Annotated in this window: 13 protein-coding genes and 2 tRNA genes; 10 read left to right on the top strand and 5 right to left on the bottom strand. The window is 46.1% G+C overall.

Features of this window, described 5'->3' with window-relative positions; all coding sequences use genetic code 11:
- Window positions 1-71: 71 nt before the first annotated feature.
- Window positions 72-1,187 (bottom strand): aspartate-semialdehyde dehydrogenase, encoded by a 1,116-nt coding sequence (gene asd / locus RH45_RS13335; RefSeq protein WP_008077990.1) that lies wholly within the window; start codon window positions 1,185-1,187, stop codon window positions 72-74.
- A 450-nt stretch (window positions 1,188-1,637) separates the two neighbouring features.
- On the opposite strand from asd, the gene nhaC reads away from it, so the two are divergent.
- Window positions 1,638-3,071: a Na+/H+ antiporter NhaC gene (nhaC, locus tag RH45_RS13330; RefSeq protein ID WP_008077989.1), complete on the top strand. Its 1,434-nt coding sequence runs from the start codon at window positions 1,638-1,640 to the stop codon at window positions 3,069-3,071.
- A gap of 60 nt (window positions 3,072-3,131) precedes the next feature.
- On the opposite strand, the gene RH45_RS13325 is transcribed toward nhaC, so the two are convergent.
- Both RH45_RS13325 and yejK read right to left on the bottom strand, forming a co-directional pair.
- Window positions 3,132-4,328, bottom strand: coding sequence for an Hpt domain-containing protein (locus RH45_RS13325; protein WP_008077988.1), 1,197 nt, complete (start codon window positions 4,326-4,328; stop codon window positions 3,132-3,134).
- Window positions 4,329-4,433: 105 nt separating this feature from the next.
- Window positions 4,434-5,435: a nucleoid-associated protein YejK gene (yejK, locus tag RH45_RS13320; RefSeq protein WP_008077986.1), complete on the bottom strand. Its 1,002-nt coding sequence runs from the start codon at window positions 5,433-5,435 to the stop codon at window positions 4,434-4,436.
- 84 nt (window positions 5,436-5,519) lie between these two features.
- Between yejK and RH45_RS13315 the strand changes: the two genes are divergently transcribed.
- The 4 genes from RH45_RS13315 to RH45_RS13300 all read left to right on the top strand — a co-directional run bounded on the left by RH45_RS13315 (window position 5,520) and on the right by RH45_RS13300 (window position 7,969).
- Window positions 5,520-5,744, top strand: coding sequence for a YejL family protein (locus tag RH45_RS13315; protein WP_008077985.1), 225 nt, complete (start codon window positions 5,520-5,522; stop codon window positions 5,742-5,744).
- A gap of 26 nt (window positions 5,745-5,770) precedes the next feature.
- A complete protein-coding gene (locus RH45_RS13310; RefSeq protein ID WP_008077984.1) occupies window positions 5,771-7,579 on the top strand; it encodes a DUF3413 domain-containing protein in 1,809 nt (602 codons plus the stop codon).
- 51 nt (window positions 7,580-7,630) lie between these two features.
- A tRNA-Pro gene (locus RH45_RS13305) sits at window positions 7,631-7,707 on the top strand.
- A 171-nt stretch (window positions 7,708-7,878) separates the two neighbouring features.
- Window positions 7,879-7,969, top strand: a tRNA-Ser gene (locus RH45_RS13300).
- A 135-nt stretch (window positions 7,970-8,104) separates the two neighbouring features.
- Here RH45_RS13300 and RH45_RS13295 read toward each other — a convergent pair.
- Entirely contained in the window at window positions 8,105-8,587 is a 483-nt protein-coding gene (locus RH45_RS13295) for an NUDIX domain-containing protein (RefSeq protein WP_008077983.1), read from the bottom strand.
- A gap of 10 nt (window positions 8,588-8,597) precedes the next feature.
- The gene (locus tag RH45_RS13290) at window positions 8,598-9,521 is read right to left on the bottom strand and encodes a histone deacetylase family protein (protein ID WP_008077982.1); all 924 of its coding nucleotides are present in this window, start codon (window positions 9,519-9,521) and stop codon (window positions 8,598-8,600) included.
- Between the two features lie 554 nt (window positions 9,522-10,075).
- Between RH45_RS13290 and RH45_RS13285 the strand changes: the two genes are divergently transcribed.
- The 5 genes from RH45_RS13285 to RH45_RS13265 all read left to right on the top strand — a co-directional run bounded on the left by RH45_RS13285 (window position 10,076) and on the right by RH45_RS13265 (window position 15,964).
- Window positions 10,076-11,404: a carbohydrate porin gene (locus RH45_RS13285; protein ID WP_008077981.1), complete on the top strand. Its 1,329-nt coding sequence runs from the start codon at window positions 10,076-10,078 to the stop codon at window positions 11,402-11,404.
- A gap of 360 nt (window positions 11,405-11,764) precedes the next feature.
- A complete protein-coding gene (locus RH45_RS13280) occupies window positions 11,765-12,760 on the top strand; it encodes a LacI family DNA-binding transcriptional regulator (RefSeq protein WP_008077980.1) in 996 nt (331 codons plus the stop codon).
- Between the two features lie 24 nt (window positions 12,761-12,784).
- Entirely contained in the window at window positions 12,785-14,029 is a 1,245-nt protein-coding gene (locus RH45_RS13275; RefSeq protein WP_008077978.1) for an ABC transporter substrate-binding protein, read from the top strand.
- Between the two features lie 62 nt (window positions 14,030-14,091).
- Window positions 14,092-15,081, top strand: a complete 990-nt coding sequence (locus RH45_RS13270) for a carbohydrate ABC transporter permease (protein WP_008077977.1) — start codon at window positions 14,092-14,094, stop codon at window positions 15,079-15,081.
- Window position 15,082: 1 nt separating this feature from the next.
- The gene (locus RH45_RS13265; RefSeq protein WP_008077976.1) at window positions 15,083-15,964 is read left to right on the top strand and encodes a carbohydrate ABC transporter permease; all 882 of its coding nucleotides are present in this window, start codon (window positions 15,083-15,085) and stop codon (window positions 15,962-15,964) included.
- Window position 15,965: the final 1 nt, after the last annotated feature.

Here is a 15,965-nt window from a genome sequence, read left to right as displayed (position 1 = left end):
TCAAAAAAGCCGATGTAAACACATCGGCTTTTTTTAGTTGTTAACTCGCTAAGGACAAAGCCTGCTCTTGCTTAAGCTTTCTCTGCGAGAATAATGCGCAGTGTACGACGTAGAGGCTCAGCCGCTCCCCATAGAAGTTGGTCACCCACCGTAAAGGCATTTAGGAAATCATCACCCATCGCCATTTTACGCAGACGGCCAACAGGGATAGAAAGCGTACCCGTAACTTTCGCCGGTGTAAGCTCTTGAGCGGTAATGTCGCGATCGTTTGGAATCACTTTAACCCAATCATTATGAGTGGCGATCATCTCTTCGATCTCATCCATCGGTACGTTCTGCTTAAGTTTGATCGTTAAAGCTTGTGAGTGACAACGCATCGCACCGATTCGAACGCAAGTGCCGTCGATTGGCACTGGCGCGTCTTGGAAGCCAAGGATCTTGTTCGCTTCAACACCCGCTTTCCACTCTTCTTTGCTTTGACCGTTGTCGCGCTTAACGTCAATCCATGGAATGAGGGAGCCTGCTAGCGGCACACCAAATTTGTCGGTCGGGAAAGAACCGCTACGCATGGTATCGGCAACCTTTTGATCGATATCTAGAATAGAGCTTGCAGGATTGGCAAGTTCTGAGCTAACTGAATCGTTGATTACACCCATTTGCGAGATAAGCTCACGCATGTTTTGCGCGCCGGCACCCGACGCTGCTTGATAGGTCATTGCGCTGGTCCACTCGACCAAACCTTTTTCAAACAGACCACCTAGGCCCATCAGCATCAAGCTTACTGTACAGTTGCCACCAACAAAGGTGTTAGTGCCACCATGAATGCCTTGTTGAATTTGAGTTAAGTTTACAGGGTCTAGAGTAATGATCGAATCTTGCGCCATACGTAAGGTCGAAGCGGCGTCGATCCAGTAGCCTTTCCAGCCAGCTTGGCGCAGCGCTGGGTATACTTTTTCTGTGTAGCTACCACCTTGACAAGTAATCACAGCATCTAACTGCTTTAAACTGTCAATATCGAAAGCATCTTGTAGTAAACCCGCCTCTTTACCCAAATTTGGCGCAGGAATACCGACCTGAGAAGTGCTGTAAAAAACGGGTTCAATAAGGTCAAAATCTTTCTCTTCAACCATGCGCTGCATCAGTACTGAACCGACCATGCCGCGCCAACCAACTAAACCTACTCTCATTCTCAACTCTCCATGTAAATCAATTTAAAAAAGGAATACCTCCAATATTCAATTTTCTCAGCGAAATCTCAAGAGAAAAATGCATCATTTCTGTAACTTTTGTCTCCTTGTAACTCAACAAGCAATAAAGTCCTTGTTTTGGCGCCTTTTTGCTCATTTGTTATTTCGTTCAACAAATCCAATAAACATCAACACAAAAACAAAAACTACGTGCCACATGAAATTCACATTTTAAAACATTGCAAACCATTAAAATTAACGTTTAACCATATTATTAACCACAATAATTCAACTAAGCAGACCAGAATCACAATAGATAGACAATTTATCGAAATATAATTCTGCATAATGTAAAGTGCACTGCATACCCAAAAGGAGTTAACACTCCTATGACAAGTAGCAAACCGATAGCTATTAGTCATGACTCATAACACTAATAAGAGGCTCTGTATGACGCAACTTACCCCCCGTCTGCCAAGCTTGATGCAGGTTATTGTCTCCCTCGGACTGTTTCTACTGATGGCATTCTCGTTCACTGCCCAGTTAGATCTCCCTATTCAACTTGCGCTTTACATCGGCTGGTTCATCATCATGGTGCTCGGGATTCGTTTAGGCCATCAGTATAAAGAACTGGAAAAAGCGGCTCTCAACGGTATCTCCAATGGATTGGGTGCCGTGCTGATCCTTCTCGCGGTCGGCGCACTGGTCGGAACTTGGATTTCTGGCGGCATTGTCCCAACCATCATCTACTATGGTCTTAAAGCCATTCATCCTTCTATTTTCCTTCTGGCAACAATGATCATTTGTTCATTAACCGCGCTGGCGACAGGCACCTCTTGGGGCGCTGCGGGTACGGCAGGTATTGCCATGATGGGGATTGGTCAAGGTCTCGGCGTTCCAGCACCGATTACGGCAGGTGCCGTGCTTTCAGGGTGTTACTTTGGTGACAAGATGTCGCCTTTGTCTGACTCGGTGATCCTTGCATCATCAATGTCGAATGTAGAAGTGGTAGAGCACATTAAAGGCATGTTGCCCGTTGCCCTAATCAGTTACATCATCACTGGCATTATGTTCACCGCATTTGGCTTCCATTACGCAGGCAATGTCGACATGTCCCAAGTGCAATCAGTGATTCAGGCTATGGAACAGCAGTTCTACATTACCCCGTACTCATTTGTACCGGTTATCATCGTTTTGGGCTTACTCGCAATGCGGATGCCTTCATTCCCTGTGATCAGCTTTGGCTCGCTACTCGGTATTATTTGGGCGGTAATGATTCAAGACGTTGACTTCCTGCAAGCCTTTAACACCGCTTGGGCACCATTTGAAATTGAGTCTGGTGTCACCTTTATCGATTCCATCCTAAATCGCGGCGGCATGTCTTCAATGCTTGGCTCTGTGGCTGTCATCGTGTTTGGTTTGGGCTTTGGTGGCTTACTGGATAAAGTCGGAGTATTAGAGACCATCGCTAAACTGTTTGAGCGTCGTGTACAAAGCGCGGGCTCACTTGCAACCAGTACCATTGGGACAGCGTTTATGGGTAACGTGTTTGGCTCAGCGATGTATGTATCTCTTATCCTAACGCCAAAGATCTGTGCCAAGAACTACGACCGCTTGGGCTACAAACGTAAGAATCTGTCGCGCAATGCCGAGTTTGGCGGTACCTTGACCTCTGGCATGGTGCCTTGGAGTGATAACGGTATTTACATGGCCAGCATTCTGGGGGTTGCGACTCTCTCTTATGCACCATTCATGTGGCTAAGCTTTGTGTGTATTATCGTGACCATCATTACCTCTTACATGGGTTGGTTCGTCGATAAATGCGAGCCAACAGCGCCGGCCAGTGTTGAAGAAGACGCTGAGTTAACGAAGCAAACGGCTTAACAGCTATCTCAATGAAACTAGAGCGCTCAAATGAGCGCTCTAGTTACTTTTCAACTTAGATTATTTATGTTCATTCAAATATTGTTGGGCTTCATTGATGGCGGTCTCCAAACAGACTTGCAGCTCTTTGAGCAATGCTGAAACCTGAGTAATGTCTTGTTGAATCGCGACCTCTACCTTACCTGCGACTTCTCGCAATTGAGCTGCCCCTAAGTTGCCCCCTACTCCTTTTAAGCTGTGAGCTTTACGCTGCGCTTCTTCAGGCGACTCGGTCAATAATCGCGTGATCTGAGCAACGTCATCTGCGTGGTCAGCAACAAACACCTCGAGTAGCATGCAGACCGACTCACTGTCTCCGTTTAAAGACGCTAACATGCTATCAAAGTTAATTTGTGGCTCGACACGTGCGGGTTGAGAAGCCGGAACCATGGCTTTCGCTGTGATGATTTTCTCTGGTACATCAACCGCGGCCTCTTGGGACACGCTGCTCACACTACCTTGTGCCATATACAGCAAGCCAATGAACCCCAACATAGTGACCAAGGTTAATGCCAACGCAAACCAAATATGCTGATCGAGAATGGCATGATACTCACTATCTAACGCTGTAATTTGCTCGCCGACATCATGCGCAATCAATTTATCAACTAAGTAGCTCCCTTGGGCATAGCTGCTAAGCACTTGGGACACATCAACCAACACCCGTTGCAAATCTCTCCTCTCTATCGCCTCTAGCTGATTGGACTGTTGATAGATTCGGTCTACATTACGGAATATTTCCGCATTGGCGTTATCCGTTAGATACATGGCTTCAAAGACATTTGCACTCAACTGGAAATATTGAGCCACTAGCGGGGCAGACGAGGCGTATTGTTCGCGGGTGTCGCGAATACGTTCAGCAAGCGTTTGTACCGCAAGTTGATTGTCTAAATAGGCTTGAGCTTGCTCGATAAAGCGGTCTGTGGTGAACAGCAATTGGTTAAGATCAGGAGACAGCCAACTCTCTTGGTAGTAGGCATCAATCTGTAAGCGAAGTGCGTAGATAAGTTGAAGATCGAGCGACTGCCGATCCGCCATTTTGGCTCGATATGGGGCTTCAAAGAAAAAAGAGCTGCGTAAATGATCAACACTGTTGCCCAACTCTTCAATCTGAAGTTTACTCGACTCTACTGAGCGATAACTGGATGCTACACCACCTAAAGCCAACAGCCACAAGGCCATGAGCAGCAACCCAAATTTCATCCATTTGCGATCCATGCACTTCCACTCAAAACAAATTGCTATGAATACAAGAATATACGTTATCGCAAGGATGTGTAGGACTAAGCGCTTTTTTATTGCGCCCAGTCCTAATCTAACCCATTAACGGTTGCGAGTTAGTTGATCACGCAAGTTAGGAGGCGTGCCCTTGATGGTTAGTGTATCCGTCTCAGGATCGTAGAATACTCGCTCTCCCAGCAACATGCTGTCGAAGCTCATATTAAGACCACCGCCCGCGCCCACATACTTAGTCAATTTACGAACCGCAGTACGATCACCCGGGAAGCTCTCTTCAAGCTCATAGCCCTGCTCTTGGGTGTAATCCAAAAAGCTTGTACCGTCTTGTGATGGTGGTAGCTCACCCGAAAGTTCACGGACTTGCACTTCATCACCCGACTTGATCTGCTCGTTACAGTAATCCGCTACTTGTTTCTTGTAGCTGTTCACTTCATCTTTTTCGAGCTTAGAGTCCGCACAAAAATCTTCTACCGCTTGCATCAGTACTTGGTTTTGCTGCTTGGTATCTAAACCGACTTCTGCTTGTAGGAAATCGAGGAAAAAGTCCGCCACTTTACGCCCTACTCGACCTTTAATATACGCAAGGTAACGATTGGACTCTTTGTCTGTTTCGTAGCTCGTCAGATCAATACGCGCAGCAATATCCATTTTACTTAGGTCAAGATAATCCGTCGCACTGATATCCAACCCTTCGGTGACTTTCAAACTTTGGTTGGATGGAATAATCGCCACAAATAGGTAGTCTGTCGCCAGCGATTGATATTCAGCAATCACCAAAATGCCTTCATCGGCAAATGGATACTTTGAAAGCTCGTCTTTTAAGCGGTTTGCACTGCTTTGCGAAAAATCATAGAAGTTGCGCTCACCTTTGCGCAGTTCTAGCAACCATTGCTGAAATTCACTGTCCGATTTAAATGAACCAAAGCCTTTACCTGCTTTAGAATGGAAGACTCGGTGAAGCTCTGCAATTAAGTTTTCGCTCGAGGCATCATTAGCTAGAGAATCGGTTCTAAAATTAACAATAAGCTCGTCTGAATCGTTTTTTTGCAGTTGATGGAGAATAACGTTAGATAGTTGAAGGCTCATGATGAAATTTATCGCTGCATAGGTTTCAGTTGCGTGGCATTGTAGGTTATCATAAGCCGCTTTACTATCAACATTAGAACACTTATGCCGATTACATCTAAATACAGCGACGAAACAGTGGAACAGATCCTGACTGAAATTGCAGGGGTTCTGGAAAAACACTCAGCAAGCGCAGAGCTTTCGCTAATGATTGCGGGAAATATCGCAACCAATGTCTTAAATCAGGATGTTGCGCCTTCACAACGCAAAGTTATTGCTGAAAAATTTGCTCAGGCACTTGTTTCTTCGATTGAAGATAAATCACACTAATCGAAAATAAAAAATAGAACACATACATGGTAGATAGCGGAAATACATACGGCGAACGTGTCTCACGTTTAGTAGGTTGGGGGCATTGGTTTGCTTTCTTCAACATCATCGCAGCGATGTTGATTGGCACCCGCTATATCTCTCAATCGCCTTGGCCTGAAACTCTACTTGGTCAGTTTTATCTTGCTGTTTCTTGGGTCGGCCATTTCGGCTTCCTTGTATTTGCGCTTTATCTGTTGGTTCTATTCCCGCTGACATTTCTTATACCGTCGCGGAAGCTCTTTCGCCTGGTCGCGGTATGCTTCGCGACTTTGGGTCTAACCTTACTCCTAATCGACACTCAAGCTTATCAAACCATTAACTTGCACCTCACCCCTGTGGTTTGGGAAGTGCTGTTTAATGAGGGCAAGTCGACCGTGAGCGCTGATTTGCAGCATCTCTTCATCGTAATGCCGCTGATCTTCCTGTTGCAATTAGGCCTTTCAGAGTGGGTTTGGCGTAAGCAACGTAAGCTTTCCCATAAACACGTGGGCCGTCCTCTAGCGGCGTTATTCTTTGTCAGCTTTATCTCTAGCCATCTGGTTTACGTGTGGGCAGATGCTTACTTCTATAACCCGATCACAGCTCAACGCGCGAATTTCCCGTTGTCTTACCCAATGACCGCCAAATCCTTTATGGAACGTCATGGTTTACTTGACCGCGAGGAATACCTCAAACGATTGGAGCAAAATAAAGAGCAGAATACCGAACTTGTTAGTTACCCTTTAGAGCCGTTAGAATTTAGCCGTCGAGCGAATCCACTTAACGTGCTTGTCATTAGCGTAAACAACCTAAGAGGCGATGCCTTAAACCAAGAATGGATGCCGGCAGCCAACGAGTTTGCGACAAACAACCTGAACTTCACCAATCATTACAGTTCGAGTAACGATACCTTTGGTGTATTTGGCCTGTTTTACGGGTTGCCGAGTGCTTATGCGCCAAGCATCAAAACCCAAGGCACCAAGCCGATTGTCATCGACACACTGTTGGATAAAGAGTACAGCTTTGGCCTGTTTAGTGGCGATAACTTCAATGACCCTATCTACGGCGAATCGGTGTTCCGCGGCATGAAGTTCACTGGCATCCCGTTCAACGGTGAGCTATCCCAAGATAAACAAGCGATTAACGCTTGGTCCGACTGGGTTAAAGAACAAGGTGATACACCATGGTTTAGCTTTATCGAGCTAACAACTTTGGATAATTTCAGTGCATACGATAGTGGCAATGAGAAGCAAACTAGCGATGAGAAAATTAAAGCGGGCTATAAAAAATCCGTTGAGACAGCGGATGAAGAGTTATCTGAACTGTTTGCTCAAATTGAAACGCTAGAGCTCAGCGAATCAACCATCATCGTGCTCACATCGAACCATGGTACTGAGTTTAACGAGACCAACACAAACAGTTGGGGAGCAAACTCAAACTACAGCAGTTACCAATTGCTTGTGCCTATGGTGATTCATTGGCCTGGTAAGGTTGCCTCTCAGTATCAACATAGAACCAGCCATCTCGACTTGTCTGTGACGCTATTGCAAGATCTTTTGGGCGTCTCTTCGAACCCTACTGATTTTAGTAGCGGTCGTAACTTGTTTGACGAGCGTTCGAGAAAGTGGATTCTAGCAGGTGACTCACGTGAACTGGCGTTAATCACCACTAAAAACACTACGGTGATCGACAAGTTTGGCAACTACAAATTGTACGACACCAACTATAAACGCCTGAAAGATGAGAACCCGACATTACCTGTATTAATGCAGGGCTTAACAGAACTTCAGCGTTTCTATACTAAGAGCAACTAAATCATAGTGTTAGGTTGACTCGCAAGCGTTAACCCATTACATTGAACCCATCGGACTGTAGCGCAGCTTGGTAGCGCACCGTCATGGGGTGTCGGGGGTCGCTGGTTCAAATCCAGTCAGTCCGACCATACACCTAAATAAAGAGAGCTTCGGCTCTCTTTATTGCTTTTAACCGCTTAAAAAGTTTAAAAAACATCCGTTTGGCTGCTTTTTTCTAATCAAGCGCTCACAAATAAAGCAAACAGTAAAAATAGGGGTTTACAACTTTTCTCAACCTCTATATTATTCGCTTCACCAACGGAGAGATGGCTGAGTGGTTGAAAGCACCGGTCTTGAAAACCGGCATACGTTAATAGCGTATCTAGGGTTCAAATCCCTATCTCTCCGCCACATTCAGAAAGCCCGCTAAGCAATTAGCGGGCTTTCGTCATTTTTGGATAAAGCTTTATTCAATCAGGGCAATTGAAACAGCCTCTAACGATTCAATATCGTGAATTAAAGAGCTGGGCTCTTATCGCTTCGCGTTTACAAATGATCCACGTCCTCATGTTCTCCCTGAACGTAACTGCCAAGATGAATTGAATACTGCTGCATGCGAATCATCTCAGGTAGCTTGTCTTTGAGCTCCACTGGATACAATCGGACATCAGCCAGCTCTTCTAATGGCAACCACTCGACCGATTGAATGAACTCTTCATCATTGAGCCCTGTAAGGTTTTCGATATGTGGCGTGCCTTGGTAACTCGTAATACGATAGAAAAACTCCGCATGGTAGCGTTGGCAATGGGTTTCTAAAAATTCCCGTACACAAATTAGCTCACCGACTTCTACATCGATTCCAGCTTCCTCTTTAAACTCGCGGATTAGACACGCTTTGCTGCTACGATCTTCAGGTTCCATTCCGCCACCGGGTGGAATCCAATACTCACCAGTAAAGTCTCGCACTTTCACCAGTAACATGGCTCCGTTTTCTATCAAAATCCCTGCCGCTCGTATTCTCTGTTTCATCTTAGTTCCTCTATATCGCGTAAACCGTAAATGCGGCTCGAATCAATTGCATGTGGATTGGCACAAGGTCTTGATGCTGGCTACGATAACCGCCGCCAACCACGCAAGCGATTGGTATCTGTTTTTGTTTTGCAAGTTCAAACATAAACACGTCTCGGGCAAAAATACCTTCACTCGACACGTTCAAATACCCGAGTTCATCGTCTTCGTGAATATCGACTCCTGCGTCATAAACAATCAAATCTGGCTGATGGAGATTCACCGCCATTTCAACGACAGAACGAAACGTTGGTAAAAACTCGTCATCCCTAGTTTCTCTGGCTAACGGAATGTCGAGATCCGAGTCTGGCTTGCGGGCCGGAAAGTTTTTCTCACAGTGAAAAGATAAAGTCACAATCGACGCCTCATCCTCACACAGAGTTGCCGTGCCATCACCGTGATGGACATCGCTATCAACGATAAGAACTTTGTCGACACCTTCCAATGTCAGCGCTCGCTTAGCCGCTAGTACTAGGTCATTGACCAAGCAAAAGCCACTGCCAAAGTCATAATGAGCATGGTGATACCCGCCGCTTAAGTGGATAGCAACACCGTAATCAAGACATTGGCTGACTGTCTCGCAAGTTCCACCCGCCGATGTCAGCGTCCGTGTAATCAGTTCTTCACTCCAAGGGAAGCCGATTCGACGCATTTTAGGCGCAGCTAATGTGCCAGAAGTCAGTAGTTGAATGTATTCGCGGCAATGAACTTGCTCCACTTCCTGCTGCGAAACAGCTTGGGGCTGAACATAGCGAAACGTATTGTTCCACTTAGTATCCTCCGCTCGTTGCTGCTCTATCGCCTCAAACAGCAAGCGATATTTGTTAATGGGATAACGGTGACCTTCAGGCAAAGGTAATTCAGAGTAAATGGCGTGATAAATTAGCGGAATCATGGTGTTTTGACAGCGTAAAAGACTCTTCACATCTTAACAACTTGCATCCGATACGCAAAATCGGTTAAATGATAATGATTATCAATAAAATGGAGGTATGTTGTGACCCAACGTATAGTTATGCTGTTAGGAGTGGCTGCAGGCACTTTATCAGCACTGACATTATTCTTAGCCATGCTAATTGCCGCTTGGATGCTTACAAATTCGCTAGCCTTGTGAATGGACGGCTGTAAGCCCCTTTCACATTGTAGAAAACTTTCATAATGATGAAACCTCTCAGTGACAAAACGAATTTTTAAGCTTAACGCTTATTTATTAAACGTGACATTACTTAGAGAAGCTCATGAAATGAAAGCGATTTCAAATAGTTCATCAGGTTCAAAAACTTACTGTATGATTCTGTTTTTAATCAACAAAGCTAGCCATTCCTCTAGCATGTAGTTTCATGACACTCCACACCCTCTGTGTCATGTGAAGCAATCACACCTTTTCAGTTGTTTCATTTTTTAAAATTCCCAATAGAACAAAAACACAATGTCATATAGGGAATTATCATGAAAAAACTTAAGCTATTGCCTATTTCAATTGCAGTGGCAGCTTCGCTTGCTTCCGTCACCTCGTTTGCTACTGAAACTGAACTACAGGAACTCGAACAACGCATCCAGGAACTGGAAAGCCGGATGCAGACCGATTACGTCAACGACCAGCAACCTGCCGTGCTATCACCTGATATTGAGGTTCCTCTTGGAGTGGTCTTCTCTGGCTATGCTCGCTATGGCGCACATTACCAATCCGGTGACCAGAAATATGTTCAGGTCGATGGTTCATTTAATGGCTCGTCAGCGATTGGTCGTTTAGGCAACGAAGGCAATGGCGGGGAGTTTCAGTTGGCAAAGGTCTTTCAAAGTGACAACGGTGCTATCTGGGATGTTGTCGTGATGTTCGACCATTGGGGCGATGAGGTAAACATCAAAAAAGCCTACGCAGGTGCAACCAATGTATTTGAAAGCCAGCCCAACGCTTATGTATGGGCAGGGCGTGACTTCCACCAGCGTCCACAACAAGGCATTAATGATTACTTCTGGATGATGCACGATGGCCAAGGAGGGGGTATCAACAACCTAGAACTTGGCTCGGTCAAACTTGATTTTGGCGTAGTCGGTGCCGTTGACAGCTGTAGCCCAACGATAGAACCAGGTGCTAATCCTTCAATCAATTGTACTGGTGGTGCGGGTACTGGCGACAGTGGCGCTTACGCTTTCACTTCTAAACTGCATGGCATCAATCTTGGATTCGCCGACCTTGAACTATACGCTAACTACGGATTTGATTCAGAAGCGATTGATGATGAAAAAAGCATTAATGCGTACCAACTAGGAGCGGTTTTCTCTCGCCCAAATGACAATGGCTCCAACCGACTGGTACTAAGATACTCTGATAACGCGGATAATGGTGTTTTCTGGAAAACCGATAATCTGACGACGCTCTATGCGAGCTTTGAAGGTAATTCTACTCTTGGTGAAAGTGCCGCTGTTGAGTACTTGCTTGCCTACCACGATTATTCAGTCGATGGCTCTTCAAAGGTCGAAGATGAGCGAACCAACTACAGTGCCATCGTTCGCCCTATGTACTTCTGGAATGATGTCCACTCGACTTGGTTGGAAGCAGGTTATCAAGTAGTAGACTACGCCAGAGCCTCTGATGACAACTCTGGTTGGAAAGTGACGCTTTCACAAAACATCGCCTTTGATTGGGGATCTGGTGCACGTCCAATGCTCCGCTTCTACGCAACTGCAGGTGAAGTCGACAATAAAGCAACCGCAACAACAACCGCTAAGCAAGATACCTTTAGCCTAGGCGCCATGTGGGAAGCCTGGTGGTAATCAGCACAATACTGTCCAACTATTTCGCTAGCAATCTAACAATATTCTGCTAGCCGCTTCAACTTAACTCCAAACCATTTGAGCCGCTTTTTAGCGGCTCTTTTTTGTCGGTAACAAAACCTAGATTCAATCATCTCAGCAATACATTTGTGCATCAAATAACCATTTCATGAAACAGTTTCATGAAGCATATCGAAACTGCATACCGCTTCATCCTTTGAACAATAAGGCTTTTCAGGGCTTATTTGAGTGTGATTTTTCTCACATAGGCTTTAACTAAGATCTTTAATACTAAGCCTCATGAAAGCGGTTTCGAAAACGTTCATGCGTTTAGGTGAAAAGCAGTTGTAGAGGTAAGTTGTGGCAACCATAAAAGATGTTTCTGAGTATGCAGGCGTTTCTCAAGCGACAGTATCTCGCGTCATCAATGGCACGAGTCGAGTAAGCCATGACAAAAAGCTCAAGGTTGAGAAAGCCATTCAAGTTCTGGGTTACCGCCCAAACTCGATTGCTCAGGCCCTCGCATCTAGCCGCACTGGCAGCATTGGCATCATAGTCCCTGAGCTCGGTGGTCCGTTTTATTCTGGCATCCTGCATAGTATTGAAAAAAGGCTACGCCGTTTTGGCTATCACGTAATCGTCACTGCTGGCTCAAATACCGAACAGGGCCAACGTGAGTCGGTGGAATTTCTACTTGGGCGTCGAGTCGATGCAATGATTTTGCACACTCAACACCTCTCAGATGACTACCTTACTGAGCTTGAAGCAAAAGGAGTGGCTTTGGTTTTGGTCAATCGTTTCGTACCGGAACTAGCGCAGAACTGTATCGAAATTGATAACGAGTTAGGGGGCCAACTGGCAACCGAATATTTGTTGCGAATGGGGCATCGCGACATTGCATGTATTACCGGCCCTCTGGACAAATCAGATGCTCGGGGGCGTCTGCAGGGTTACCGCAAGGCGATTGAAGAAGCGGGACTCCTGTTCGACGAAGCACTGATTTCAGAGGCCGGTTTTACCGAAGAGTCTGGCATTAGCGCAATGCGTAAGCTGCTCAAGCGTGAACGCCCTTTTACCGCCGTTTTTGCCAGTAATGATCATATGGCGTTCGGCGCTTTTGAGGTATTGAAAGAGCACAACATTCAGGTCCCAGAACAGGTGTCACTGATTGGTTTCGATGACATTTTGTTTGCTCGTTATATTTCGCCGCCGCTTACAACCGTGAATTTTCCCATTGAGCAAATGAGTGCCGAAGCGGTTCAACTGGTTATTCAAATACTCAACAAAAACAAGCGAGATGTGAGCTTCAAACTGTCACCTACCCTAGTGCCTCGAAGCTCAGTAAAACAACTCTAAATAAAGTCATTTAAGGACAAGAAGATGAAACTAAAAACTTTGACGCTTGCCACTGTCACCGCACTTGGACTTGCTACGACAGTCAACGCCGCCGATTCAAACATTCGCTTTGACGGCTTCCCAGACTTCGATAGCAGCCTCAAGGTTCTGCTGCCTGACTTCGAAAAGGAGACAGGAATCAAGGTCGATTACCTGATGAACAATCACGGCGACCACCACACCAAACTGACCACTAACCTTGCGACCGGCTCAGGTGCAGGCGATGTTATTGTCGTTGATGTTGAAAAGATTGGCCCTTTTGTCGCTTCTGGCGGCCTGGTTAACCTATCTGAAAACTATGGTGCCGATAAATTTGCCGAGAGTTTTGCTCCTTATGCTTGGGCGCAGGGTAAAGGTGCCGACGGTGATGTTTATGGTATGCCTGTCGACCTAGGCCCTGGGGTAATGTACTACCGCAGTGATGTGTTTGCTAAAGCGGGCCTTGCTGTAAACCAGGCGATCAAAGACTGGGATTCTTACATCAAAGCGGGTGAAGAGCTGAAGAAAAAAGACGTTTACCTGATCGCTTCTGCGGCCGACGTTGCCCAAGCGATTATCTTCACCACTGTGCCTGAGGGAGAAGGGCTCTACTTCGATACAGACGGTAACCCTGTGGTCACCTCTGAACGCTTTGTGCATGCATTCGAAGTGGCAAAAGAGATCCGTGAAAAAGGCTTAGATGCACGAATCTTAGCGTGGTCAAACGAATGGTATGAAGGTTTCCGCAATGGCACCTTTGCCACTCAGTTATCTGGTGCATGGCTGCTTGGTCACCTCAATAACTGGATCGCACCTGAAACCGCAGGTAACTGGGGCGTATCTCACCTGCCAGATGGTATCTATGGTAGCTGGGGGGGCTCTTTCCTCTCAATTCCAACTCAGTCAAAACACCAAGATGAAGCGTGGAAACTGATCGAGTACATGACAACGCGTCGTGATATTCAACTTAAGCACTTTGAAACCATTGCGGCATTCCCAGCCAACACCCAAACCTACGATGATGCTTTGTTCCAAGAGGAAGTCGAATTCCTCGGCGGTCAAAAAGCCCGTTTGCTGTTTGCTGATGTGGCGAAAAACATCAAGCCTGTCGCTCCGGCTAAAGGTGACCACGTTGCTCGCTCGATAATCTTAGAAAATGCTCTGATGGAAGTGCTTGATGAAGGTAAAGACATCAAAACTGCACTCAAAGAAGCAGAACGCATGATTAAGCGTCGTACACGCAATCTTTAATTGGTTACATATTTGGTAAGAAAGGAAGGCGTGCTGCGCCTTCCTGACTAGAGGTCGTTACTATGAATCATGCAGCGAGCAAGGTTATGGAAACATCACAACGCGAAAGCCTTTTTTCTCGCCTGAGTTTGAAAGCGCTTACACCGTATGGATTCCTACTGCCGTTTTTGATTATTTTCTCGGTATTTGGGATTTTCCCACTGCTTTTTTCTATCTATCTCTCTTTTCATGAGTGGAACCCGGTCGAAGGCCTTGGCGCTATGGACTATGTGGGGCTAGAGAACTACCACATTGCCCTAACCGACCCTTGGTTGTGGCGCTCATTAAAAAACACACTCTGGCTTGCGATTACGTCAGGTGTGGCACAGCACTTAGTCGCTCTCCCCGTTGCCTACATTTTGGTCTCGATGAGTGATCGTCTTCGCCACTGGCTAACATCCGCGTATTTTCTGCCTTTCATTACCTCGACGGTTGCAGCATCGCTGATCTTTTTCAACATGTATTCACCCAACTCAGGAATCATTAACCAAAGCTTGATGGCATTGGCGGATAGCTCTTTGTTTGGCTGGGCATTTGCTTGGGTAAATGACTACCAACCAATCCGTTGGCTTGATGACGCCACCATGGTGAAACCGTCTATCGCAATTATGGTGTTCTGGAAATACACCGGCTTCAACATTGTGCTCTACACAACCGGTTTGATGACAATTCCAAAGGATATTCTTGAAGCCGCCCGTATGGATGGTGCTAACGCTTGGCGTCGCTTCTGGAGCATTTCACTGCCTATGATTCGTCCATTTATTTTCTTTGCAGTCACCATGACCATCATCGGCAACCTGCAGCTGTTTGAAGAACCGTTCGTGTTAACACGTGGTACGGGTGGTACCGGCCAATCTGGCTTAACCATCTCAATGTACTTGTACAAAGTGGGTTGGGAGTGGCTTGAAATGGGCACCGCTTCAGCGATCTCTTGGCTGCTGTTTATGTTGATTGCTGGCTGTACCGCAATTCAATTCTTCTTCTTCGGTAAAAAAGGTCTGGGAGAGCAATAAGATGACGACAAACTCGATAACTTCTCCTAGCTGGCGACCAAGTGATCGTAGCCTAGAGATATTTACCAAGCTGCTGATGGCATTACTTGCTGTAGTCCTGATCGTTTCTGCGATTATGACCGTGTTCCCTTTCCTGTGGTCTGCACTGCTATCCACCCGTGATAGAACGGAGATCTTTGGCTCTGGGATCAGCTTCGCTATCGGCGACAGCTTAGCGGTTAACTACGCCAAGCTATTGGAAATCATGCCCTTCTGGCAAGCGATGTTTAACTCAATCTACATCGCGTTTTTAGGCACCACGATTTCATTGCTGTTTTGTAGCATGGGTGGCTATGCGTTTGCTGTCTACAAGTTCAAAGGCAAAACCTTGCTGTTTGGTATGTTGGTCGGCTCGATGATGATCCCACCAGTGCTCAGTTTGATCCCCTATTTCATGATCGTCAAATTCCTTGGCTTGCTCGATAACCATCTAGCTGTATGGCTGCCGTTTACCACTACACCATTTGGCATTTTCCTGATGCGACAACATGTGGTTGCGTCAGTACCTAAGGAGTTGTTAGAAGCAGCTAAGCTCGATGGCGCTGGCGAGTTTAGAACTTACTGGAGTGTTGTTCTGCCACTGATGAAACCCGCTCTAGCAACACTTGCTATCGTTCAATTCGTTTTCTTCTGGAACATGTTTATGCAGCCTCTTGTTGTACTCACTACTCCAGAAAACTATGTCATTACCCAAGCGCTACGCAGCGTCCAAGGTATCCCAAATACCCCTTGGGGAGCGGTCATGCTAGGTACAACCATTTCGATTCTTCCACTGGTTGTCACTTATCTATTCGCGTCGAAACAAATGATTAGCGGCCTGACGTCAGGCGCTGTTAAAGGCTAAA

The sequence above is a fragment of the Vibrio sinaloensis DSM 21326 genome, from assembly GCF_000189275.1.
Taxonomy (GTDB): domain Bacteria; phylum Pseudomonadota; class Gammaproteobacteria; order Enterobacterales; family Vibrionaceae; genus Vibrio; species Vibrio sinaloensis.
Note: the sequence above shows the minus strand (reverse complement) of the source record. Positions and strands in the feature narration are given on the sequence as shown.